At 47.5% G+C, this 24199-nt stretch carries 16 protein-coding genes; 9 read left to right on the top strand and 7 right to left on the bottom strand.

Features of this window, described 5'->3' with window-relative positions:
• Positions 1 to 22: 22 nt before the first annotated feature.
• The 4 genes from MHI12_RS28025 to MHI12_RS28010 all read left to right on the top strand — a co-directional run bounded on the left by MHI12_RS28025 (position 23) and on the right by MHI12_RS28010 (position 6588).
• Positions 23 to 1672, top strand: a complete 1650-nt coding sequence (locus MHI12_RS28025; protein WP_405170901.1) for an ABC transporter substrate-binding protein — start codon at positions 23 to 25, stop codon at positions 1670 to 1672.
• 92 nt (positions 1673 to 1764) lie between these two features.
• On the top strand, positions 1765 to 3540 hold the full coding sequence (locus MHI12_RS28020; RefSeq protein ID WP_405170900.1) for a sensor histidine kinase: 1776 nt from the start codon (positions 1765 to 1767) through the stop codon (positions 3538 to 3540).
• Positions 3519 to 4805 carry an ABC transporter substrate-binding protein gene (locus MHI12_RS28015; protein WP_405170899.1) on the top strand — a complete coding sequence of 429 codons (1287 nt, stop codon included), beginning with the start codon at positions 3519 to 3521 and terminating at the stop codon, positions 4803 to 4805. The genes MHI12_RS28020 and MHI12_RS28015 overlap by 22 nt, the downstream gene beginning before the upstream one ends.
• A 202-nt stretch (positions 4806 to 5007) precedes the next feature.
• Positions 5008 to 6588, top strand: coding sequence for a hypothetical protein (locus tag MHI12_RS28010; protein WP_405170898.1), 1581 nt, complete (start codon positions 5008 to 5010; stop codon positions 6586 to 6588).
• 52 nt (positions 6589 to 6640) lie between these two features.
• Here the strand turns inward: MHI12_RS28010 and MHI12_RS28005 are convergent, their stop codons facing one another.
• The 3 genes from MHI12_RS28005 to MHI12_RS27995 all read right to left on the bottom strand — a co-directional run bounded on the left by MHI12_RS28005 (position 6641) and on the right by MHI12_RS27995 (position 11217).
• The gene (locus MHI12_RS28005) at positions 6641 to 8353 is read right to left on the bottom strand and encodes an ABC transporter ATP-binding protein (protein WP_340964844.1); all 1713 of its coding nucleotides are present in this window, start codon (positions 8351 to 8353) and stop codon (positions 6641 to 6643) included.
• Positions 8354 to 8431: 78 nt separating this feature from the next.
• Positions 8432 to 9460 (bottom strand): iron-hydroxamate ABC transporter substrate-binding protein, encoded by a 1029-nt coding sequence (locus MHI12_RS28000; protein ID WP_405170897.1) that lies wholly within the window; start codon positions 9458 to 9460, stop codon positions 8432 to 8434.
• Positions 9461 to 9570: 110 nt separating this feature from the next.
• Positions 9571 to 11217 carry an ABC transporter substrate-binding protein gene (locus tag MHI12_RS27995; RefSeq protein ID WP_405170896.1) on the bottom strand — a complete coding sequence of 549 codons (1647 nt, stop codon included), beginning with the start codon at positions 11215 to 11217 and terminating at the stop codon, positions 9571 to 9573.
• Between the two features lie 720 nt (positions 11218 to 11937).
• Between MHI12_RS27995 and MHI12_RS27990 the strand changes: the two genes are divergently transcribed.
• Together MHI12_RS27990 and MHI12_RS27985 are read left to right on the top strand one after the other, a co-directional pair.
• The gene (locus MHI12_RS27990) at positions 11938 to 12927 is read left to right on the top strand and encodes a LacI family DNA-binding transcriptional regulator (protein ID WP_091012843.1); all 990 of its coding nucleotides are present in this window, start codon (positions 11938 to 11940) and stop codon (positions 12925 to 12927) included.
• Positions 12928 to 13088: 161 nt separating this feature from the next.
• Entirely contained in the window at positions 13089 to 16481 is a 3393-nt protein-coding gene (locus MHI12_RS27985) for a GH36-type glycosyl hydrolase domain-containing protein (RefSeq protein ID WP_405170895.1), read from the top strand.
• Between the two features lie 79 nt (positions 16482 to 16560).
• Here MHI12_RS27985 and MHI12_RS27980 read toward each other — a convergent pair whose 3' ends face one another.
• Positions 16561 to 17757, bottom strand: coding sequence for a methyltransferase domain-containing protein (locus MHI12_RS27980; protein WP_405170894.1), 1197 nt, complete (start codon positions 17755 to 17757; stop codon positions 16561 to 16563).
• A 270-nt stretch (positions 17758 to 18027) separates the two neighbouring features.
• Here MHI12_RS27980 and MHI12_RS27975 point away from each other — a divergent pair, with 270 nt between their 5' ends.
• Entirely contained in the window at positions 18028 to 18528 is a 501-nt protein-coding gene (locus MHI12_RS27975; RefSeq protein WP_405170893.1) for a GNAT family N-acetyltransferase, read from the top strand.
• 26 nt (positions 18529 to 18554) lie between these two features.
• Entirely contained in the window at positions 18555 to 19343 is a 789-nt protein-coding gene (locus MHI12_RS27970; protein ID WP_405170892.1) for an SDR family oxidoreductase, read from the top strand.
• A 113-nt stretch (positions 19344 to 19456) separates the two neighbouring features.
• Here the strand turns inward: MHI12_RS27970 and MHI12_RS27965 are convergent, their stop codons facing one another.
• Together MHI12_RS27965 and MHI12_RS27960 are read right to left on the bottom strand one after the other, a co-directional pair.
• Complete coding sequence (locus MHI12_RS27965) at positions 19457 to 20005, bottom strand: GNAT family N-acetyltransferase (RefSeq protein WP_036612698.1); 549 nt, start codon at positions 20003 to 20005, stop codon at positions 19457 to 19459.
• A gap of 32 nt (positions 20006 to 20037) precedes the next feature.
• A complete protein-coding gene (locus MHI12_RS27960; protein WP_244988428.1) occupies positions 20038 to 20280 on the bottom strand; it encodes a DUF2164 domain-containing protein in 243 nt (80 codons plus the stop codon).
• Positions 20281 to 20488: 208 nt separating this feature from the next.
• Here MHI12_RS27960 and MHI12_RS27955 point away from each other — a divergent pair, with 208 nt between their 5' ends.
• Complete coding sequence (locus MHI12_RS27955) at positions 20489 to 22222, top strand: glutamine--tRNA ligase/YqeY domain fusion protein (RefSeq protein ID WP_405170891.1); 1734 nt, start codon at positions 20489 to 20491, stop codon at positions 22220 to 22222.
• Between the two features lie 673 nt (positions 22223 to 22895).
• Here the strand turns inward: MHI12_RS27955 and MHI12_RS27950 are convergent.
• The gene (locus MHI12_RS27950) at positions 22896 to 24089 is read right to left on the bottom strand and encodes an MFS transporter (RefSeq protein WP_405170890.1); all 1194 of its coding nucleotides are present in this window, start codon (positions 24087 to 24089) and stop codon (positions 22896 to 22898) included.
• Positions 24090 to 24199 lie beyond the last annotated feature (110 nt).

Here is a 24199-nt window from a genome sequence, read left to right as displayed (position 1 = left end):
GTATCCTATGGAGGCGAATTACGTGAAAAAAAGAATGGGGTCCATCCTGTTGTCATCGCTACTTACCATGTCTTTACTGGCGGGCTGTACGGGTGATAATGAACCAGGTAACGCAGAGCCAGCAGAGGGAACGGAACCTGCGGTTCAGGCGTTGACCGAGATTCCGCTACCGATTACAAGTGAGCCATTTACCATTGATTACTGGCGCGCCAATGATGCCAAACTGACAGCTTCCTTGAACAATTTTGGCGATATGGCGGCTTATAAGGAAAAGGAGAAGCTGACAGGCATCCAAGTGAAGTTTACACATCCTCCGCTTGGACAACAGCGTGACCAATTCAATCTGTTGATCTCCACGAAAGAGCTACCGGATGTCATTTATTATAACTGGGCAGATGCCGTTGGCGGACCGGAAAAAATGATCAAGGATGGTCGAATCATTCGATTGAACGAACTGATCGACAGTTATGCACCGAACTTAAAGCGGATTATTGAATCCGATCCGGATGTGAAGAAACAGATTGCACTCGACGATGGAACGATCTATATGTTCCCGCTACTCAAGCTGGATGCATTGAAGCTGAATGCCACTTCCGGTTTAATTATGCGCCAGGACTGGCTTGATGCATTGAACCTTAAGGTACCTACCAACATCGATGAGTGGTATACGGTGCTTAAGGCATTTAAGGAACAGGATCCCAACGGCAACGGCAAGCCAGATGAGCTGCCCTTCACCGGAAACTGGGGGCCGGGCAACCTGACCAAACTTCATGATTTTGCTGCGGCCTTTGGTGTAATTGGTGGCTTTCAGATGAATGGAGATAAGGTGGAGTTTGGACCGATTCAGCCGGGCTACCGTGATTTCTTGGAGACCATGGCCAAGTGGTACAAAGAAGGGCTGATTGATCCCGAGATCATGACCAATGACGGTAAAGCTTTCGACTACAAGGTCACCAGCAATCTGGCAGGCGCATATCAGGGCGGTGTGTTCAGCGGCATGGGGAAATATTTTAATCTGATGAGAGATACGGATCCGAACTTTAACGTGACTGGTGTACCGTGGCCTGTATCTCCGGATGGAACTTCGTATGCGACATTTAATCTGGACGCTAAAGTGTTGTCTTATGGTGAGGCTATTACGGCTTCCGCAGACGAAGACAAATTGAAATACATTGTACAGTGGATGGACTACAACTATAGCGAAGAGGGTAGTGATCTGTTCAACTTTGGTATCGAAAATGACAGCTATGTTCGTGACGGGGAAGGTGTCAAATTCACAGATACCATCATTAATAATCCGAACGGTCTGACGTATGATCAGGCACTGGCTTCCTATGCCTTATCCATTATGGACGGTCCGATCAATCAGGATAGCCGTTATCTGGATGCATTATTATTTGACGACGGTCAACGTGCCGCGAATGCGGAATGGATGAAAGCAAGCTCAGCATTAACACTTCCTCCAATTCGTTTGTCAACAGATGAGGTGACCACAAGTACATCCATCATGAGCCAGGTGAATACGTATTTAAATGAGACGATGACTGCCATCATTAGCGGACAGAAGCCGATCACCGAATTTGACAAGATGGCTGAAACGATCAAGAGCATGGACATTGACCGGGCGATTGAGGTTCATCAGGCTGCGTATGATCGATATCAGTCCAAATAATACGTGAGAAATCGAGCGCTAAAACTTTGGGGAAACCTTCCTGTATGTGATATACCTAGTAGTATCACGTGGTTCAAAGGAGCGCTTTGGTCATGACAGCCTACCGTAAACTCAGCATCAAAATGAAAATGTTTCTGATGATTATGTTCATGATGGCGTTTATCATCATCCTGGCGTTTGGGTCCTTGTACTATACGTACTCGGTGTATGACAAACAGCTGTTTGATAAGTCATCCCGACTTCTGAACCTTTCTTCGTCTACAGTGGATGTTGAACTTCAGAAGTTGGAAGCGTTATCATTAAACATGATCTCCGATACGCAGATTCAAAGAGCCTTGAAGTCGTTGCTGGATGACGATAGCGCATATTCAAGCTTTATTGAACGAAAGAAGATCACGGATCGGTTATGGGAGCATATTAGTGGGGCTGCACGTTATGTGCAGTCCGTTCATCTGATTGATTCCAGGGGAAGAGTGAATAAATATGGCGAGACGCTCACCGTATCCAAGGAAAAGTATGATCGGATGATTGCGGCTGCGGAGCAGGCCAATGGTGCAGTACGCTGGTTATACCCGGATGACGATGACCCGATGCTGGTTATGGTGCGTCAGGTGCGAGCCTACGAACCGATGACCCTGGAACCTGTAGGCATACTGTTTCTGCGTATTAATATCGAGCGACTCGTTGAGGAGTATGCGGGCATTGACAGCCAGGACAGTGACATTATTTTAAAAGCAGGCAGTGAAGTTGTCTATCCTTATCGTCAGCTTCCAGAAGCGGTGTCCGCTGGACTGAATCCACTTCCAGGTAGTGGGGGATATGAGATCAAGAATCTGGATGGGAGGGAGATATTTCTTTCCCAGAAGAAATCCGCATACACCGGCTGGGTGTATTATAATATGGCCTCTTATGATGAAATTTTTGAACGTATTATATGGTTGAAAAATAGTTTGGTCGTCGTTTATCTTATCGCCATTCTGGTTGTTCTCGCGCTTGGTATGGTGTTCGCACGAAGTCTGACAAGGCCGATCAGGCAGCTCATCAGTCAGATGAAGGAAGTACAGTATGGGGATCTGGAGAATATGGATGCCAATCTGTCCATTCCAACACATCAGCACATGGATGAACTGGGGTTATTACAGCGTACGTATCGACTGATGATTACACATATTAATACATTGATCAAAGAAAATTATGCAAGCCAACTGGTCATTAAGGAAACAGAGTTCAAAGCGCTACAGGCGCAGATCAATCCTCACTTTCTGTATAATGCGCTGGATTCGATCCATTGGCTCGCCAAAAAGAACAGGCAGGAGCAAATCTCCAGTATGGTGTTATCACTCGGATATTTGCTGCGTTCCTCCATCAGCTTCAAGCAAAATATCATTACCATTGCCGAAGAACTGGAGATCGTCAACCATTACATCACCATTCAGACCTACCGTTTCCGGCAACGGCTGGATTTCCGTATGGATGTGCCTGCTTCTTATCTGGGTTGTGCCATTCCCAAGTTGACCCTACAGCCACTACTGGAGAATGCCATTCAATACGGTTTGGAACCACAGGTTGGATCATGTCTGATTCGAGTGTATGCCGAGATATCAGGTGGCAAGCTGGCTCTTATCGTGGAGGATCACGGCCCCGGCATGGAACCCGAATATGTGGAACAGGTGCTGCGCGGTGAAGTGAAAACCAGAGGTACAGGTATTGGTCTGCTGAATATCAGGGAGCGGGTACGTCTGGCTTTTGGCGAAGAATATGATGTTCTGCTGGAGAGCAAGCCGGGGCTTGGAACGAGAGTAACGGTGCTGCTGCCACCCCCATCACCAGGTAAGGAGGAGAAGTTATGGGAAGATGGATGCGAATGATAGGCATGCTCTGCCTTATGCTGACTCTTCCTGGCTGCGTGAACCAGTTGGATCAAAGGCCAGGCATGATCGTGGAAGAAGAGCCGATAACGCTGCGAATCGCTTGGTGGGGTGGTGAGTTTCGCAACAATGCAACGATAGCCGTTATCAACCTGTATGAGAAGTTGAATCCACATGTGAACATCGAATACGAATATAGCAGTTTCAACGAATACTGGAGAAAACTTGCCCCTCATGCAGCAGGCAATGCGTTGCCCGACATTATTCAGATGGACATCTCCTATCTGTCCCAGTACAGTTCGCTGCAACTGTTGGAAGACATGACGCCGTACATGCAGAGCGGGCTGATTGACACGACAGATATTGAGAAGGAACAGCTGGAGAGTGGTAGCCTGAATGGAAAAACCTATGGTCTCAGTTTGGGGGTTAATGCCATGCTCAGCATCTATGATCCGGAAGTGTTAAAGGCCCATGATATTGAATTGCCAACGGATACGTGGACATGGGCGGATTTTGACCGAATGGGCGAGCAATTGCTCGGAAAAGGCGTCTATCTGGGAACCTATTTCACGCCCGAACAGTTTTTCGCGTATTACTTGAGACAGTACGGTTCCAAGCTGTACGCGGAGGATGGCAAGGGATTGGGTTATGAAGATGATGCGTTGTTTATTGAATACTTTGGCAGGATGCAGCAACTCGCAGAGAAGAAACTTATTTTTGCACCGGATATCTGGACATCAGATATTGGCCAGCCTGATAACGACCCGTTTTATCTGGGAGAGGCTTTGTTTAGCTGGGGGTATTCTAACCAATTTATCAGCACCGCTCAGCGTTATGGCAAACCCTTAACCATCTCCCCAATGCCTGGGCCAAACAGCCAAGATGGATTGTTCTTGAAGCCAGGCATGTTTTTCTCCATGGCGGGTAATTCCAGACATAAGGAGGAAGCTGCCAAGTTCATCAGCTTTTTTGTGAACGATTTGGATGCCAATCTGCTGCTCAAAGGGGAGCGGGGTGTGCCTGTCTCATCCAGTGTCAAAGAGCGGATGAAGCTGGTGGTTGAACCGGAGCTGGCGCAGGTGTTTGATTATATTGATTGGGTTGCGGATAATAGCACTCAGATGGACCCGCCTGATCCCGTAGGTGCACCTGAGGTCACTGCGGTATTGCGAGAGTTGTATGATCTGCTGTTGTTTGGCAAAATTACGCCTGAGCAGGCGGCGGTGGAATTTCGTGAACGGGCAAATGCCATTCTGGGTGGGTAGTTATAAGAATGGACTAGATCATATATGTATATAATGGGCTTGGGGCTGTAGTCGTTCACAAGCTCAACCTTCATTCTACTTGGGTGAGGGTTTTTGTTATGGAATGGTGTATATTTCCTCTAGTATAATAAAAATGGGCAGTTGTCTATCTGTAGATCAGATAGATTCTATCCATATATTATTGGATGAGGAGTGTCAGGACATGTCCATACATCAGATAGGTCACAAGGTGTCTTTGGCTGATATCAAAACGAAGTTGCCTCAGGAAAGTTGGATTTACACTCAGAATGAAGCGCACAACGGTGAATTTGAAGCCGAGGAAGTATGGTTACATTCTGGTGACCTTCATATCAGTGAACTGTTGTTGGATGAAGGACCTTTTTTGATCTTGGTTGAAGGAAATCTGACAGTGGATCGTTATATTGGAAATACAAGTTCCGACGCGGCCAGTTCAAATCTGGTTGTACTTGGGAATCTCATAACGCCCTATATGATCGTGGGTGGGCAGGAAATATATATTACAGGTAATCTCTATGTGGAGGATATGTTCTGGGGGGATTATAACCATGGAGAATTGACAGTGAGAGGGAATGTAGAAGGTGGATTGCTGGTAAGTACCGAGCAATATATGATTCAGGTTCAAGGACAGCGTAATGTGAAGCGTCAGATTGAGGAATGGGAGGATCTCGGACCATGGCGGGGCTTTGATATGTTGGCGTTATTGGTTCCTGAATGTGTGATTGATGAAGATACAGAGCCGTTTCCTTGGCGAGAAGAAATGTTAAAGAGGCTGCAGCAAGGACGACCTGTAATCAACCGAAAGTACATTCACGCTGATGAATCGGAGCCAGATGTGCCGGATTGGTTCGAAGATCATCGTATTACCGCTGAGAACATAGAGCGTCTTACTCATCCATCTTTGTTGCCTGTAAGAGAGGAGGATGAGTTACTCAACAGCTATGAATTTTGGTTGAACGAGCAATTTTGCCGAGTATCGGTCTATGGAGATGAGCACACGGAGGGGTATTTCCGCAGTCTTTATTTTCAGGATGACCATAACTGTGCATTGTTGCTTAAGATGGAGCCATCAAATCAAGGTTCCAACTCTCCTGATAAACATATCCTACAACCGGGTAAACCTGTCTGGATGATCTCAGGTGCATATCGTTATCTGCACAATGAGAATTCGGAATGGAACGTATTTTCGGAGAACTCACCTGCTGATATTCAGCAGTTAAGCGAGCAAGGATGGAGCACATTGTTGCAGTCTGTATCGAATTATCAGTATGCCCGTTCCTTAATTTCACATCAACTGATCCGTGATTTATTAGCTTTGCCGATCGTGGAGCCATATGACGATTATTATGATGATGATCGGCACGGACTGTGGATTGGAGACTTGTATTATGCATTTCGACAAGCAGGTCAGCTGAGTGATGGTGTTCCCCAGCCAGCTATGCTACGTATTGGAAGAGAGTATGTAGATGCTCAAGGGGAGACGCAGGTGGAGAAATACTATTATACCCTGCACCAACATGCGGACGGCTCGGAAAGTGTGTTGATCGAATACTCGGCTCAGAAGAACGAGGATGAGGAAGAAGAACCGGTGTTGCTTGAACTTCATTATATAGGCGGCTCTCAATTACTACATGCCGTTCAATTGCTCGAACGTGGACGCCAAGTACTCATTCAAGCAAATGAGGATTTACTGAATGGGGAGCTGCCTTACGCCGCTGAATCATTTGCGAAGCGATTCTGGAAATCAAAAGGATACCTGAAATGAATAAAACAACCTTCACCTCTAGTTTTGAGGGAAGGTTGTTTTGTCGTTGTATTTACCCAAACTGGGCTTGATGTAGTCGGCTGTACGAGCCTTTACGTGCGAGCAGTTCTTCATGGCTTCCTTGTTCAGCGACACTGCCGTTCTCCACCACCACGATACGATCGGCGTGTCTAATGGTCGCCAGTCGATGGGCAATTACTAATGTTGTACGGCCCTGAGCCAGCTCGGACAAGGCCAGTTGAATGGCAGCTTCCGTTTCGGTATCGAGTGCGGAGGTGGCTTCATCCAGAATAAGGATTGGCGGGTTTTTCAGGATCATTCTTGCGATGGATAGACGTTGCTTCTGTCCGCCAGACAATTTCACGCCACGTTCACCAATCATGGTATCAAGTCCATCCGGCTGGGATTGTACCAGCTCTTCCAGTTGGGCCCGGCGAATGGCTTGCCAGATTTCTTCATCGGAAGCATTCAGTTTGCCGTATGCAATATTTTCACGAATCGTTCCGTCAAACAGGAAAATATCCTGCTGCACAATCCCGATATGGGAGCGCAGTGATTCCAGCGTCATGTCCTTCACCGGAATGCCATCAATGGAGATATGTCCCGCATCCACATCGTAGAAACGTGGGATCAGACTGCATAACGTCGTTTTACCTCCGCCCGAAGGTCCAACCAGAGCAACCGTCTGGCCTGCCTGAATATCCAGATTGACCTGAGACAGCGTAGGTTTGTGTTCTCCATAAGAAAAGGTAACGTTATGGAAGGTAATATCGCCTTTGACATTCGTAATCGGTTTCGCCTGAGGTGTATCTTCTACATCCGGTACAGCTTCAAGAAGCTCCAGGTAACGTCTGAATCCGGCGATGCCTTTGGGATACGTCTCGATGACGGAGTTAATCTTCTCAATCGGCCCGAGGAATACATTGGATAACATCACAAAAGCGATGAATTCCCCGTAGGTCATACTTCCTTGAATAACAAACCAGGTTCCGCACACCAGTACAAACAGCGATACAAATTTCATTAGGATAAAACTGAGTGAAGAGTTCCAGGCCATGATGCGGTAGGTGATTAGTTTCGTAAGCCGGAAACGTTCGTTATTCTCAACGAAACGTCCTACTTCATGTTTTTCATTGGCAAAAGCTTGTACCACACGGATGCCGCTCACATTGTTCTCAACCCGTGCATTATAATCGGCAATATCTGCAAACATGCGCTTAAACGCCTTGGACATTTTGCGACTGAAATACAGTGACAGGTAAATCATCAGCGGCACAATGATGAACGTCATCACAGCGAGTTGCCAGTTGATCCCCAGCATAATACCAAAAGCTCCGGCCAGTGTCATGAAGGCGATAAATAAGTCCTCGGGTCCGTGATGCGCAATCTCACCGATATCCATCAGGTCGTTGGTCATGCGGGAGACCAGATGTCCGGTCTTATTGTTATCGAAGAAGCGGAAGGACTGCTTCTGTACTCGCTGGAACAGTTCACGCCGCATATCGGATTCGATGTTAATACCAAGCTTGTGGCCCCAATAGGTCACTGCATAATGGAAAAAGGAACTGAGCAGGTAGATGCCGAGCAACCCAACACACGCCGCTAAGATCATGGACCAATTGCCAGCCGGAAGCAGTTGATCGACCACCCGGTTAACGGCGAGTGGAAAGGCCAGCTCCAGCAGAGCGGCCGCGATCGCACAGGAAAAGTCCAAGATAAAGAGCCTTTTGTAAGGACGATAATAAGACATAAAACGGCGAAGCATATGTAAGTCCTCCTCAATATGACATAAATGCCCGAGCAGGTTTATTAGCCTGTCCGGACACCTGTTTTCATGCTTATGTTATTTACGGTTTTGCTCGGCACGTTCTACGATCATATCCGCGAATTCTTCAGCCTGACCTTGAATCGCAATCGGGTCGAAGTACCAGTAACGGTCTTCCAACAATTCATACACCTGATTGTTTTTTACAGCCGGCAGAGATTGCCAGATGGAGTCACCTTGGTAATTTTTAGTGTTCTCTCCAACGGTTAAGAAGATATGATCTCCTGCATAATCACCAACGACTTCACGCGAAATCTCTTTCCATTGGGTATCACCCATCAGTTCTTTTTTGGTGATTTCGAGTGGGGCAAGTTGCAAAGCACTGTATACCGCTTGTCCTCCTCGACCAAAATTGTCTCCATATCCATAATAACTCTTGTCGGATACTTCAAGGATGGAGAAGGTTTCCTCCGGTTTGATGACTGTTTTCACCTTGGCACGAGCGGCTTCAATCCGTTCATCGTACGTTTTCAGCCAAGCTTCGGCTTCTTCGGATTTGTTCATCAGCTCTCCGAATCCCCGGATTTCGTCATGCACATTGGTGAATGTACCATAAGGAATCACTACGGTAGGTGCGATTTTTTGATAACTCTCAATTTCGCTGGCCTGATCGGAGTAGGTAATGATCAGATCCGGGTTCAAGGCAATAACCTTCTCCATGGATACCGCCGCCCGATCACCAATACTCTCTATGCCCGCCACCTGATCGGCATAGAACGGGTTTTCCAAATAATATTGAACAGCCCCAACGGGTTTCACACCCAGTGCAAGCAGATCACTTACGTACATATCGGTAACGATCCGTTTCGGTTCAGCCGGAATCTCAACATCCCCGCTTAATGACTTGTAGATTCGTGTAACATTCGAATTGTCCGAACCGGACGCCGTGTCTGTGCTCGTCTCGGAAGAGGCTGTTGTCGTTTCGGTTCCCGCTGCCGATGTCTGTTCCTTGGCAGTCGAGCCTGTTCCGCTGCTACATGCAGCCAGAATCATAATGATGGCGAGCATAAGCAGCAAGCCGGAAAAGCGTTTTTTTGCAGCAAACATATTTTTGTTCCCCCTGTGTATAATCAATAATGATTATTATTCTCATTAATAACATAGAGGAAGATGTGATATTTGTACATGGACAACTATGATCACTACTGCATGGACAATTATGATGTGAGGTGACGCATGATATGCTGCAACTGCTCCCTAACGGACAAGGGATCAAATCCATAAAACATGTCGGCATCAATCTCGTATACATGTCCTTCACGAACGGCGGATAGGGTGCCCCAGGATTCCTGATTTAGCAGGTTAGTCAGCATTTCTCGTTCGGCAGGTTCCTCAGGGAAGGCGACAAACATGTGATCTGCGGCATACAAGTGAATATCGGACAACGGAACATGAACGTATCCCGTAAGTAACTGCCCATCCTGCTCCATACGTGACGGCGGAGTGAAGCCCAGCGATTGATACAGCACATGAGAAGCTCTGCCCCAGCCATGACCATAGATATAAGCCCCGTCTTCTCCAATCATAAACATGCAAACGGCGGACCCTCGTGTTCCTTCCATCTGTTGGTCCAACGTATGATTGGCTTCTTGCTCAAGTTGATGATATTGATCTAACAATGCTTGTGCATTGGACTCAAGCCCGGTAATTCTGCCCAAAAGAAGAAGCTGCTCCTGCCAATCGATTTCCTCAAAGGGCATCAGAATGGTAGGTGCGATCAGACGTAGTTCATCGGAAGCGGGATGCGGTGCATACCCGATAATGACATCGGGCTGAGCGTGTGCAATCAGATCCGTATGTTTAACCAGCTCATATTCGGAATGTTGCTCAAATTGTTCATGACCATCATGACCATGTTCCCCTAGTTTTTCTTCCATCCAGCTGGCGACGGCGCCCATGTGGGGAGTGTGGCCCAATGCCAGAAGTGAAGCCGTATAATTGTAAGTCAGGGATACAATCTTTTTGGGCATTTTCTGGTAGTGTGTTGGTGCTGATCCAACCATCTGTTTGAATTTTCGGCTTAGATAAAAGGTGTCCCTGTAGCCTGTCAGTTGTGCAATCTCCTGTAGCGTAGGGTTCGCGAACAACAGATGTTCTTGAGCCATCCTGATTCTGAGACGAGTTACATATTCAACAAACGTAAGACCTGTATGTTTCTTGAACTCCCGTGAAAAATGCTCAGGACTCACATTTGCATCCCGTGCCAATTGTTCGCGGGTTAACGGATGGGTATACATCTGATGGATATTTCTGAGCACGGCATCGAGCCAGGAGTGATCTTCATGAGCAGAATGAGCCGCATGATCCCGTAAAATATCCAGTAACTCATAGAAAAGCATATGAGGCCTGAATGGACTGGAACCATGACCCTTTGAACTTGCTTGAACCAGCTCTACTGCCCTATCGGTGAGAGTACGACTCGCAATGGGAGCTGGTATCCCGAACGGCCAGAACAGTTGTTCATTTTCAGTGGAATCAAAAGCAATAGCAATGCCCTGTACTGGCGACAGGGAGCCGCGCTTGTTCTCGTGCTGAAGCAGGCTTCCAGCTTGCCGAACGACTGCAGAGCCTGCACTTAATGTCAGTTTACCCTCTGCACTGATCAGCCTGGCTTGGCCAGCAGTAATGACGTATAACACATGAAGAGTGCTCCACATCTCATCTATGCGGGAGAATGCCTCGCGGTCGTGAAGCTGCACAAGATGGCACAGCTTGAAGAGGGCAACAGGTACGGACTGAATCTTCTGCAAGGAAATGGGACGGGACAGCGATTTTTTATGGTAAATAGGCTTGGAAATATTCATTAGATAACTGTCTCCTTACATAAGTCAGCAGGGGCATTATTCGTCTCATGCCCCTGGTGTACTGGCGTAATTCTCGAATCTCGACTATTATGCAGTATATACTATAAACGGAGTGACGTGGATGGACAGATTGAACAAATCAACTTTTTATATGAAAAATAGATAAAGTGGTTGAAATCGCTATCAACACCGACTATAATGAAAATGTCGAAACGTTTCAATCTGGCGTTTACTGCCAGTTTCATTGTATTAGGCACGAACTGTTTATAGAGCGCCAGATTGAAAGACGTGTCATGACCATCACTAATGGTATGGATTGGAACGGGACGCATTCAACCGTGGCCCCATAAGGATAGGAACGAGGATTTTTTTTGAGAACACCTCGAAACGTTTCGATTGACATCCATCGCTATGATATGTATAAAGATTAATAAACGTTAATGAAGGATTTAGTGGTTGTTCTAACCATGTACCGTATAAAATGTGGGTAACCTTGAATTTGTTTTATATAAATTGAACTAACATTTACACAAAACGGAGAGGGCAGAAAGAACCTGAAGAAGCAAGGCGTTCGCCTTTATCCCCGGATTTTCACCCTTATAAAAGGGAAACAAAAAATCTGGGGATAACAGCGATCGGAAGGTTGTTCTGTCATCGGAGTGGTCAGTGTAAATATTCTTTAGTTGAACTTATATATAGTTTAGAAGGAGCGAACGTGGAATGGCAACGATTAAGGATGTGGCAAAGCTGGCAGGTGTAGCACTCTCGACTGCTTCCTATGCGCTGAGCGGGGATAGCAAGGTTAGTGCCAAGACCAAGGCTAAAGTGCTTGAGGCAGCACGAGAACTGAATTACCGCAAGAACGGCTTTGCCATGGACCTGAAACGGAGCCGGACGAACACCATCGCTTTGATCCTGACCGATCTGTCGGGCCCGTATTACTCGGAGCTGATCCGTAGTGTACAGGATGTAGCACTTGCGAACGGGTATGATCTGATTGCTTGCAGTTCCATGGGTGGACGGGATTCAACGGCAGTGCGATTTTTGCGTGAAAAAAGAGTAGATGGAGCCATCATCTTGGCGCATAACATCCATGATGATATTCTGGTAGAATCTGCCGGTCATCGTTTTCCGATTATTGTGATGGATCGTCAGCTGTCGAGTGACCATTTGGTCAACGTTCTGGTGGATGGAGAGCAGGGCGGTTACCTTGCAACCCGCCACCTGATCCAGGCAGGACATCAGAAGATTGCTTATATCAGTGGCCCATCCAACTCGTATGACAACGCGCTCCGTTACCAAGGGTATCTGCGAGCAATGCGGGAAGCGGGACTTGAAGAAAAGTCCAAATGGCGTCTGAACGGTAACTTTGTGCGTGAGGGCGGATACAGTGCAACCAAAATGATGATCATGCAGGGCGAGCTTCCCTCAGCGGTATTTTACGGTAACGATGAGATGGCGATTGGCGGCCTGAAAGCATTGGAAGAGCGTGGTATATCGGTGCCGAATGACATTTCCGTGATCGGTTTTGACGATATTCAGTTGTCCGAATATGTGCATCCACCGCTGACAACGATACGCCAGCCAAAGCATGAAGCCGGGTCGCTCGCCGGACATCTGTTATTCCAGATGCTCAATGGCGAAGCGGTTGACCCTTCATATACGTTAACGATTAATATGATCGAGCGCAGCTCTGTACGTTCGGTTTAGACCGAGTCTGAACAACAAAGAACTGCCTGCATGCTGAAGTAAAAGTTTAATGATGGGGTTATCGTCCGGACGGGCTGTAAAAAGCCGGTTTGAAGAGGCCCCTATTCTTTTTCAGATTTATCGAAACGTTTCGATTTTAACTAATTCAAGGAGTGAACCTTATGACAACGATGATTAATGAACCGATCCGGTTAAGTGCCGGAGAGTTATCCTTTACCTTTTTGAACAGTGGCGACCTATACCAGGCTACATCCGGTACAACGATGTTGAACCAGTTGCTCAGCAACCAGATTGATGGATCATTGAACAACCTGTACCTGCGTGTACATGAGGGAGAGAATATCAGCTCGTTCCCGTTGCTCGGTGTACGTTCGAATAGCAAGGTAATTACAAGCAAAGCACAATCAAGCAACCAGTTGATCTGGGAGGGTACAGTCCAGCTGGAAGGTAGCGAAAAAGGCATTGGCTATCAGGTCGTATTTACGGCTACACCACAAGGTGTATGGTTCTGGGATGTGAAGCTCACAGGACAACAACATAACGTAGACGTGGTTTACGGACAGGATGTAGGGCTTGCTGATCCAGGTGCGGTACGCAGCAATGAGGCTTATCTGTCACAATACATTGACCATACGGTGTTTGAAGATGAAGCGAAAGGTTATGTCGTTTGTTCCCGTCAAAACCAGCCTCAGGGCGGCGCATTTCCATATATGCAACAAGGTTCCCTGACGAAAGCAATCGGTTACTCCACAGATGGATTCCAATTCTTCGGTCTGTCGTACAAGGAAACGAATCAACCAGAGAGTTTGAATCGCCCAACGCTGGCGAATGAGACTTATCAGTATGAATTTGCCTATACGGCATTGCAATCTGAACTGCTGAATCTGAACGGAGAAGCTCAGGTGGTCTTCTATGGACTGGCGAAGCCTAATCATGCCGAAGGAATCTCTGCACTGGAATTCGAAGATGAAGTTACAGCAGCATGGAATGAAGTACAGGCTCTGACTGTGGAAAATGGTGATACGTTGGAACAGGTGAAACTGTCCTCCTTCCTGGGTGAACCACTGGTTACACTTGATCTGACACAAGATGAGATTCAGGATCTGTTCCCTGATCGTCATCAGGAAGAGCACAGCGGTGAGGAACTGTTATCCTTCTTCACAGGCAGCTATGAACATATCGTTCTGAAAGCAAAAGAATTGCTCGTAGAGCGTCCGCACGGTCACATTCTGATGAGTGGTGGCAACGTGCAACTTGGAGCACAGGTTATTACGACAACGTCGTATATGTACGGTATTTTCAACTCACAACTCGTTATTGGTAACACCAATTTTAATAAAATGATCAGTAATGCTCGCAATGCATTAAACGTGCCGAAAACGGCGGGACAACGCATCTATGTGGAAATGGACGGACAATATCGTCTGCTGACGATGCCTTCCCTGTTCGAAATTGGTTTCAACTATGTACGTTGGATCTACAAAACGGCATCCGATACGATCATCGTAACGAACTATACAGGGGCACACACCACCGAAGTGAGCATGAACGTACGCTCCACAAGTGGCACAGCATACCGTTACCTGGTAACAAACCAGATTACGATGAATGTGAATGAATACGAGTATCCGCTGCATATGACGCAGGATGGCGATACATTGATCTTCAAGGCTGATCCACAAGCGATTAGTGCAGGAACGTATCCAGATCTGCAATACCGCATGTCGGTGGACGGCGCAGCTGTGAATGTAGGAGACGAAACGTTGCTGGCAAGTGGTATCCGCAGTGGTTCCGCATCACTGGTTACGCTTAGTCTGGAAGCAAGTGCTGAATGGACGCTGAAGGTACAAGGGGTATTGGAAGGCCAAGCGGACAGCGGAGTGGTAGTAGGTTCAAGCCTGACGTTTGAAGAGGAAGTGCAGGCATACCGCGAGTTCTTCGCAGGTGTGATGAACGGGTTCCGTTTGTCCCGTGGCGAAGGTCAGAGTGCTGAGGATCTGTTCAAAGTAAATGCGCTGGCTTGGTGGTACACCCACAATATGCTGGTTCACTACTCCGTGCCTCACGGTTTGGAGCAGTATGGCGGCGCGGCTTGGGGTACACGGGATGTGTGCCAAGGTCCGGTAGAGTACTTTATGGCTACGCAAAAATATGAGCAAGTTCGCGATATCATCAAAATGGTTTATACCCACCAATATGAAGATGATGGTAACTGGCCGCAATGGTTCATGTTTGATAAATACTTTGCGATTCAACAGGAAGAGAGTCATGGCGACATCATCGTATGGCCGTTGAAAGTATTGGCGGACTACCTGACAGCGACTCGCGACTATGCAATCCTGGATGAGAAAGTACCTTATACCGTCAAGCATAGCTTCGGGTTCACGGAAGAGACGGCAACTGTACTGGATCACGCGAAAAAAGAGATTGAATATATCCGTTCGCACTTCCTGCACGATACGTTCCTGTCTTCCTACGGCGATGGTGACTGGGATGATACGCTCCAACCAGCCAATGCACAGTTGAAGCAATACATGGTGAGCAGTTGGACTGTGGCATTGACGTATCAGTCCGTGAACGTGCTCTCGCAAGCGCTGAAATTCAAAGATGCGGACTTTGCACAGGAGCTTGACGTGCTGGCTCAAGGCATCCGTGAGGACTTTAACCGTTACATGCTGGGCACAGATGTGATTCCAGGCTTTGTATACATGGAAGAAGCGGACCAAGCGAAGCTTATGCTTCATCCAACGGACACAGAGACAGGCATTCAATATCGTCTGTTGCCAATGACGCGCAGCATGATCGGTGAATTGCTGAACGCGGAGCAAGCAGAATCACATTATGCCTTGATCCGTGAACAGTTCCTATGCCCGGATGGGGTGCGTCTGATGAATCGTCCAGCTCAATATGCTGGTGGTGTAAGCACACACTTCAAACGTGCAGAGCAAGCATCCAACTTCGGACGTGAGATTGGTTTGCAATATGTTCATGCTCATATCCGTTATGTGGAAGCGATGGCGAAGCTCGGTAAGACAGATCAGGTGTGGAATGGTCTCGCGATGATCAACCCGGTTGGTATCGGCGAGGTTGTACCTAACGCGGAGATTCGCCAAGCGAACTCGTACTTTAGTAGTTCGGACGGCAAGTTTAATACGCGTTACGAGGCACAGGAGCATTTTGACCAGCTTCGTAAAGGTACTGTACAGGTGAAAGGCGGATGGAGAATCTACTCCAGCGGCCCTGGAATCTACATGAACCAGCTGATCTCCAACGCACTTGGCATTCGTCAAGAGGGCGGCGATCTGGTCATTGACCCGGTATTGCCAGCTGAGCTGAACGGCATGCAATTCGAATTCGAGTATGCAGGTGAGCCGGTAACGTTCATTTATCACTTGAACGAAGGTGCTGTGAGCCGTGTAGCGGTGAACGGCAAAGACATTCGCACCGAGCGTACAGCGAACCGTTACCGTCAGGGCGGTGTAAGCATCTCGCTTGATGAGTTCAGACAGGCACGTAGTGCAACTGAGCGTACGGTTGTTGATATTTATATGTAATTTCATAGCATGATGTACACCAAGGTCATCCTCCTTTCTTCAAGGCGGGATGGCCTTTTTGGCATATGCTCATGATGGCTCACCGCAGCGGAACTGCCAGCAACGTATGCAACAGCTCATTATGCCGCACATGCTTGGTTACGTAGCCCTGTTGCTCCAGCCAGCTGCATAGCTCACTCAGCAGAGGGAAGTGACGCTCGCGCAAGGCGCGCAGCTGTTCCTCGTGTCCTGTGGTTTCTGCCTGCCGAATATAGGAATCACGGTGAGTCGCATCAACAAACATCAGATCGGTTAGGCCGATACGTCCGCGCGAGGTTAATACCCGCTGCATCTCCTGTAATGCCAATAGTTGTTGATCTGGACTCAGGTGATGGAAAGCAAAACTGGACACAACAAAATCGAAGGAATGATCGGCAAAAGGCAGCGCCAGAAAATTACCAAGTTTCACATGCATCTCGGGATATTTGGTACGACATCTGCGCAGCATCTCCCGGGATTGGTCGATTGCAGTCATGTCTGCGCCGTGTTGTAGCAGTTTCCCAGCCAGATTACCTGTGCCTGTACCAATATCAAGTCCTTTCTCACCAAGGGCGGGAGAGATCCAATGAGCTGTCTGTTCGAGCGCTTCGTCATAGTTGTGATACAGATAAAAGGAAGACTGTACCGTATCATTGGAATCGCCCGGCGTGGAGTGACCTGCATTATGGTTTGGATGTGAAACTAAATGCTCATCGCTTATTGGCGAGGCGTTGGCCGAATGATGCCTGCTCTCTGAATTAGGATGTTCTGTAGTGACTCTGCCTTCTGCCTGCACTCGCTGATCGTGGATGGCTGCCTGCGTGTCATAATTCCACCGATCATGCCAGTTCTGCCGTGCTTCGCGCAGGCGACGCGCACTGTCCGCGAGATCGTGTAGATGGCTGACATCCAGCGGTCCGTCCTGACGATTCAGATCAATCATGCGCTGGGTTGTATCCATCATACGTTTGAGCTCAATCCACTGGGCATACATGACGGCCTGTTGCAGCTCCAGATATTCTTCCAGCCGCTGCTGATTCCCTTGATCAATCTCTCCGAGCGCATGTGTAATATCCTGTAGCGACATGCCAATCTCCCGCAGCGCAGCAATGGTCTGAAGCCGCCAGATATCATTCTCAGTGTATGTGCGATAACCGTTACTGAACTGTTTGACGGGTAGAATTAATCCTTTTTCCTCATAAAAACGAATGGCTCTCGCCGATATACCAAGCCTGCTCGCTGCCTCTTTGATATTCATCTTGCATCCCCTCCTTATCGAATCAGTATAAACCATGACGTTACGGCAAGGTTAAGTGTTTATTTCATTTTGCGAAAAGGTTCGATACCGAGTGGAATTTTAGTCAAAGCTGAGGCTATGCTACAATATATAGAACAAAAAAACTTAAATTGTGAAGTAAAAGAACAATGTCTTCCTATTCCTAAGTTTCTCAACGTTCTTAACTCTCTTAACTTTCCCGACGTTGTAACGAACAGCGTTGTCGACTATAGCACGAAAGGTTGAATCATTATGCTTACCAGCCATACATTTACGATTCGTCCATCCGAGATTAAAGATGCAGCCCAGCTAATGGGGTTGGATGCCCTGGTATGGGACAAATACACCTCTCCTGCACCGATGCATTGGCGTTCCAGGCAACAATATCTGCAGCATTGCCCGCCAGGCAGTCAATTGATTGCGGTGCAGGGAGAGCGGGTATGTGGTTATGTGGGCTTTCAGCCAGCCACAGGTATGCCCGTCAACCGTCATGTCTATGAGATTCATATTGCAGTTCACCCTCATGATCGGCGCTGTGGCATTGCTACAGCTTTGATGGATGCCATCAAGCAGCATGCGGCCCAACAAGGCGTTCGTAAGCTCAGGCTGCGCGTACTTTCCAGCAATCCGGGAGCCATCACGTTTTATACACAGTGTGGATTTGTGACGGAAGGCAGGCTGGTGTCCGAGTTTTATATCGGAGACAAGTATGTGGACGATATTCTTATGGGTTATTTTATCCAGACCAAATAGAAACTAGCTGAGGAGGAGGAACAACGATGGACATGGGACTTCAAGGTAAAAAAGCACTGGTGCTGGCTTCCAGTCGAGGACTGGGCAAAGCGGTAGCCGCTCAATTGGCAGCAGAAGGTGCTGACGTCATGCTTGCCAGCCGGAGCGAAGAAAAGCTCGCAGCAGTGAAGCAGGAGCTTCTGGCGCTTGGTGGTGGCGGACGTGTGGAATATTGTGCAACCGATGTGACACGCAAGGAAGATATTGAGGTTCTTATTCACAAGACAGCGGAGCTGTTTGGACAGATTGATATTCTGGTGAACAATTCGGGGGGCCCGCCATCGGGTTCATTTGAGTCACTGACGGATGAGGATTGGGAACGTGCATTTGAATTAAATGTACTCAGTTATGTAAGGCTGATTCGCGGTGCCCTTCCTTATATGAAAGAAAGCGGAGGGCACATTGTGAATATCGCTTCAACTTCGGTGAAACAGCCGATTCCGGGTCTGGTCCTTTCCAACACGTTCCGTACCGGCGTGTTTGGATTGGCGAAGACGTTATCCCAGGAGCTGGCTCCATACGGAATTTTGATCAACACGGTGGCGCCAGGACGTATTGCAACAGACCGCATTCGTGAGCTGGATGCCGCACGGGCAGAGCAGAACGGAGTCAGTGAAGACGAAGTCTCTGAACAGTTCCGCAAGGAGATTCCACTCGGCCGTTATGGTCAACCAGAGGAGTTTGCCAAAGCGGTGGTGTTCCTGTTATCCGGGGCCAATACGTACATTACCGGAACCTCATTGATCGTGGATGGTGGCATGGTCCGAGCCCTATAAAAGTCATGGATACAATAAAATACCCTCTGTCACCACATTCCGTGGAGATAGAGGGTATTCGTGTTGATCCATTATGTTGGGAGAAAACACTCCCGATTCATTATGTAGGCGAATTAGCGCAATAGTTCCCATTCATGCTGAAGCATGCCGTACACCGCATGGTTCACGTAACCTTTAGGCAGTTTCTCTGCCTGACGAATGACACCCTCGAGAACAAATCCGAGTCTTTCAGGGATGGCGCGACTCCGTTTGTTATTCGTTGCCGAGCGAATCTCGACGCGATTCAGATCCAGGGTCACCAGAGCATAATCAACCAGAACGCGACAAGCGCTTGTCATCAAGCCCTGACCCTCAAAACCTTTGCCAAGCCAATATCCGATGCTTACCGAGCGGTTGGTCCAGTTAATCTCGTGGAATCCAATGACGCCGGCTAGATCCCCTTTTGACCATACTCCGGCGGTGAATCCGCCATTTTCGGCACCTTGTTTTAACGCGTTGGTAATGAAGTTTGAGGTGTGTTCCACTTCTGTCACATGATCCACCCACGGCAACCAATGTCTCAGTTGATCCCGCGAGCGATCCGTCAGTTCAAACAGAGGTTTGGTATGTTCCATAGCCAGTGGCCGGAGTTCGGTATATTCATCCAATGAATAGGTAAACATGAATGCAACCTTCTTTCTTTATAAATTAGTGATTAACGTGAGGTCTTGGGTAACTTTTGCTCCAGTGCAAACAGGTCTTCTTCCATTGAGGCCATGCGTTGATTAACCGTTGTACGTGCGTCACGGAGTGCCTGATTATATATGTAGGGAGCGAGCTGTGTCATGAACAGGTCGAGGACACCCCAAGCGGCCAGATCGCCGAGTTCTTCGCCACGTTCCTCTTCGAAATACGACTGGATGGTGCGAATGGCTTCATCCTGCTGTTCTTTGGTCAGTTTAAGCGAGTTCGTTGGAATGGGAAACCCTCCCTTTAATTTGTTTTTACTATCATGCTACATGATTCGAGCGAACCCGTCAAAATGGTTTAGGGCCTATTTATGCACGGCTAATCCTGACTTTGGTGCCGTTCTTTATTGAACTCCTCCCCCGTTAAAGGTATATTTAAATGAAACGCGTTGCAATTACTGAAAGTTCCAATCATTCATGAAAGGTTTGATACCTGTGGACAATCGTACAACCCCACCTAACTTTATCAAAAATATTATTACCGAAGATCTCCGGTCTGGGAAAGTCCAGGAAGTTATTACCCGTTTTCCTCCGGAACCGAACGGTTATCTGCATATCGGCCATGCCAAGGCGATCTGGATTAACTTTACGCTGGGCGGCGAATTTGGCGGCAAAACGAATCTGCGCTTTGATGACACGAACCCGGTCAAGGAAGATGTAGAGTACGTTCAATCGATTCAGGAAGACGTGAAATGGCTCGGATACGAGTGGAACGAGAAACGTTTTGCCTCGGATTATTTTGACGAAATGTACAACCGTGCTGTCTTGTTGATTAAAAAAGGTAAAGCTTACATCGACGACCAAAGCGCCGACGAAATCCGTGAAATGCGCGGAACGCTGACGGAGCCGGGTAAGAACAGCCCGTACCGTGATCGTTCGGTGGAAGAGAATCTCGACTTGTTCACACGCATGCGTGCAGGCGAATTCAAGAACGGTGAGAAAGTGCTGCGTGCCAAGATCGATATGTCTGCACCGAATATCAACCTGCGCGATCCGGTCATTTACCGGATTTCTCATGCACATCATCATAACACGGGCGACAAATGGTGTATCTATCCAATGTACGCCTTTGCTCACCCGCTTGAAGATGCAATTGAAGGTATAACGCATTCCCTCTGCTCATTGGAGTTCGAGGATCAGCGCCCGTTCTATGACTGGGTTATTGCCGAGTGTGAGATGGAGAACCAACCACGTCAATACGAATTTGGTCGCCTGAATCTGTCCCAGATGGTAACAAGCAAGCGGAAGCTGAAACTGCTCGTAGATGAAGGACATGTAGATGGATGGGATGATCCACGTATGCCAACAATTTCGGGTCTGCGCCGCCGGGGTTATACACCGGAAGCTATTCGTGATTTTGTATATGAGACAGGCATTTCCAAAAACTATGGAGTTATCGACCTGCAAACGTTGGAGCACTTTGTACGTGAAGATTTGAAACTGAAAGCTCCACGCACGATGGCTGTCCTGCACCCGCTCAAAGTGGTGATCACCAACTATCCTGAAGGACAAGTGGAATGGCTTGAAGCAGAGAACAACGTGGAGAACCCGGAGATGGGTAATCGCCAAATTCCGTTCTCTCGTGAGATTTATATCGAACAAGACGATTTCATGGAGAATCCGCCGAACAAATATTTCCGTTTGTTCCCTGGCAACGAAGTTCGTCTGAAACATGCATACTTCATCAAATGTAACGATGTGATTAAGGACGCAGAAGGTAATGTAACTGAGATTCATTGTACCTATGATGTAGAGACAAAGAGCGGTAGTGGATTCACAGGCCGTAAAGTCAAAGGAACAATCCACTGGGTAGAAGCGACTCAAGCGGTACCTGCTGAATTCCGTCTGTATGAGCCGTTGATCCTGGATGAAGCACCGGAAGCAGAGGTGGAAGTGGCAGTAGCTGGGGCTGAAACTGAGGTTGTGGAAGAGCAACCGGAGAAAACGTTCCTGGATCAACTGAACCCGAACTCCCTTGAGATTGTTAATGGGTATGTGGAACAAGAGATGAAGGAAGCGAATGCTCAGGATAAATTCCAATTCTTCCGTCATGGTTACTTCAGTGTAGATCCGAAACATTCCGAGCCAGGACGTCCGGTATTTAACCGGGTCGTATCCCTGAAAAGCTCATTCCAACTGCCGAAGGCATAAGGCCGCTGGATGAAATTTATGGCTTGTTCATTAGAGTGCTGGTAAGCAGCCAATTTATAAGTAAAAGTAAGGGCATCCTTCGTCATAATCATGGCGAAGGATGCCCTTTTGTTTTTTTTATGATCTAGCCAGGTCCAGTTTTAGACGTAGTAATACAATTTCGCATGAACATGAACATGAACATGAACATGAGCTGAGGCCTTAGATGTGCGTATGAGGCAAAATCTAACGAACCGAAGACACGTTATTCAAGTGTATTTGGGCATTCCAGCAACGTAACGAATCGTAGACACCTTATTTCCTCGTTCGGTCTGTCTTTTTTGGATTTTTAGCGTCTTTTATGCCAAATAAGGTGGCTGAGATTCTTTAGCTTTAGAATTTCGTGAAATTGCTGCAAATAAGGCGTCTAAGGTTCGTTAGGAGCAACGACCTTTGACGCCTTCCTCTTTACTGCACCTATTCTTAATCTTTTGTCTGAATGTTTGAACGTTTTATTTACACCATAACGGAGAGGACAGAAGAAAGCTGGAGAAGCGGAGCGTTCGCCTTTATCTCCGGATTTTACCCTTTTAGAAAGGGAATCATGAAAATCCGGGGATAACAGCGATCGAAAGATTGTTCTGTCCTCGTAGTGCTCCAGTGGAAATCTCTTTCAACTTTTTCAAACAAAAGATTATCTGTCCTCATCCATATTACCCATCTCCGTCAACACAACTGGTTGATAGCCGTTACGTCGATTCGAAAACCACATGATGCTAAATCCAACAGCGCCGATGAGCGAGAAGAATACGCCAATGCTATACATGATTTCTGCACCGAAGCTCTGGAACAACCAGCCGCCGAACAGACCGGCAATCACGCCGGAGAGACCGCCCCAGGCCATCGTGTAGACCGCTTGACCGGAGGAACGATAAGGTCTAGGAATGAACAGCATGGTCAATTGCGTACCCACATAGAAGTACCCACCGAACGTAATGGAGTGCATCAGCTGAATGAATACTATCTCCATCGGATTGGTAGCTAGTGCCATGAGCTGCCAGCGAAGTGCAAACAGCACACTGATCAGAATGAGAGATGCCAGGAGCATGCTCATTTTGCGTTTGAGCAAGCGGTCGAGTAGCAGGAATACGCCGACTTCGAGAATGGATGAGGTGAAGATGGCCCAGCCGACCATCTGTTTGTCGCCCCCCATTTCTACAATATATAGTGACATAAAAGTACTGTTCATCGCATTAGGCACCGAGACGAGTACACCCAGGCCGATAAATGTCATAAAATACGGATTGAACATGACTTTGCCAAACCGGCGGAAAGTAACCACGGGTGTATCCGAAGCGATGGGCTGTCTGGGCAGAAATACGGATAATACAAAGGCTGCGGCAATCATGCACGCAAATATAATGGATACACTGCCGATGCCAAAACGGTCAATGAGCGGTCCGGCAGCGACAGCAGTCAGCGCCCAACCGAGTGAACCCCAGAGCCGGAATGCCCCAAATTTCTGGCTTGTACCATCGATATATCCGAGAATCAGACTGTTCGTCTGAGCAAATAATGGACTTTGAAAAAAATAAAAGAAAATCATGGCTACATAGATCCATGTATACGTGGGCGCATAGAACACACCCTGGGCGAGCACAAATGTGCCTCCCATCATAATCATCAGAATGATGCGAATGTTGCGAGATTTATCGCTCCAGAAACCCCAGAACGGGTTGGCAAACAAGGATACAAAGGGTCCAATCGCCATGAGACTGCCAATCTCCAGTTTGGTCATACCAATCTCTTGCAGGTAAAGCTGCAGGAATCCGGCAAAGATCGAGATGGCTCCATATATGAAAAAGTTATATAGTTTCAGAGAAACCAATGAGGGATTGCCTCTTGAAGGTGCAGGTCTGTCCAATTAAGCCATTCCTTTCAAATGCATATTGTTCAATGTATCATTTGTTGAAAGGGGATTCAATGCATAGCGAACGT

The organism is Paenibacillus sp. FSL H8-0280, assembly GCF_045040665.1.
Taxonomy (GTDB): domain Bacteria; phylum Bacillota; class Bacilli; order Paenibacillales; family Paenibacillaceae; genus Paenibacillus; species Paenibacillus xylanexedens_A.
The sequence above is the reverse complement of the archived record's forward strand: the minus strand, read 5'-3'. Positions and strand labels throughout refer to the sequence as shown.